Source organism: Bacillus sp. HU-1818 (assembly GCF_022695965.1).
GTDB lineage: Bacteria > Bacillota > Bacilli > Bacillales > Bacillaceae > Bacillus > Bacillus atrophaeus.
In genome coordinates, this window is the sequence record NZ_JAAPBE010000017.1 from 1 (window position 1) to 1,422 (window position 1,422).

A 1,422-nucleotide genomic window follows, 5' to 3' on the forward strand; every position below is an offset into this window, starting at 1 on the left:
GATGATAACTTCTTTGAATTAGGTGGTAACTCTATATTAATTATTAATTTAATTTCAGTTATTGAAGATCAATTCAATGCCAAATTAGATTTTAAAAGCTTTATCTCAAATAGTACAATTGAAAAATTAGCTCCATTCATTGATGTTCATGAAAGAGCAGTGAATGCAGAAAATATATACAATAACATTACAGTAGATAAAGAAAATGAACATAAAGAGTTCGATTTAACTGATGTGCAAATGGCTTATTTGATGGGAAGAGATACACAATTTGAGTTAGGTGGTACATCAACTCATGCATACTTAGAAATTGAATCACAATTAGATATTGAGAGGTTTAATAAAAGCCTGCAAAAAGTCATAGATCGCCAAAGTATGCTCCGGGCAGTTATTTTACCGAACGGAAAACAAAAAGTATTAGAGCATGTGCCTCCTTATAAAATTCAAGTAGAAGATATAAGCAAATTGGGTGTGGAAGCGAGAGAAAATAAAATATTAGAAGTTAGAAGAAAAACTTCTCACCATATTTTTGATCCAAATACATGGCCTTTATTCGAATTTAAAGCACTCAACCTAGGGGAAAGTAAGTACTTACTCTTCTTTGGGATAGATATGCTAATTGCTGACGGAGCAAGTATCCAATTGCTATTTAAAGAAATTTCTCAAATTTATAGTGGGAAAGAAAATAAAATTTCTCAGTTGAAGATTAATTATCGAGATTACATGCTTGCTTATAAAAAAATCAAAGATACGGAAAAGTATAGGAATGATAAGGCATATTGGATAAACCAATTAGAAGACTTTCCAAGAGCACCAGCGGTGCCTTTAAAAGAAAAACTAAATAAAATAAGTAATCCTACTTTTAAAAGGAAATCAAAGATAATAAATATGCAAATGTGGGAGGAATTTAGCAGAAAAGCAGCTAATCACAATGTTACACCTGCAATTGTATTGTTTACGGCCTATGCTAAAGTACTTTCAAAATGGAGTAATCAATCAAATGTAGCGATAAATACGACGGTATTTAATCGACAACCACTTCATCAACAAGTTAATGATATAATAGGTGACTTCACATCTTTAATTATGTTGAAAGCAAACTTTGCAGAGGAAAAAAGCTTCTGGGATGAAGCGAAAAAAGTACAGCTTACTTTTATGGAAGCATTAGAACATAGGGACTATGACGGTGTTGAATTTATTAGAGAATATGCTAAATATAATGACTTAGATCAAAAAAGTGCAACAATGCCAGTCGTATTTACAAGTATGCTATTTGGAAAGATGTTTGATTTTAATAATGAGTTATTAAATCTAAGCGAATTGAAAATGGCCGTAAGTCAGACATCTCAAGTTTATTTAGATCACCAAGTTATACAACTAGGCGATGGAGTTATGCTTAGCTGGGATTATGTGTCAGAACTT

The 1,422-nt window shown here is 31.6% G+C and carries 1 protein-coding gene; it reads left to right on the forward strand.

The window, feature by feature from the left end; genetic code table 11:
- A partial coding sequence (locus GXP75_RS21290) for a condensation domain-containing protein (RefSeq protein ID WP_242557811.1) occupies positions 1–1,422 on the forward strand: 1,422 nt, incomplete at both ends.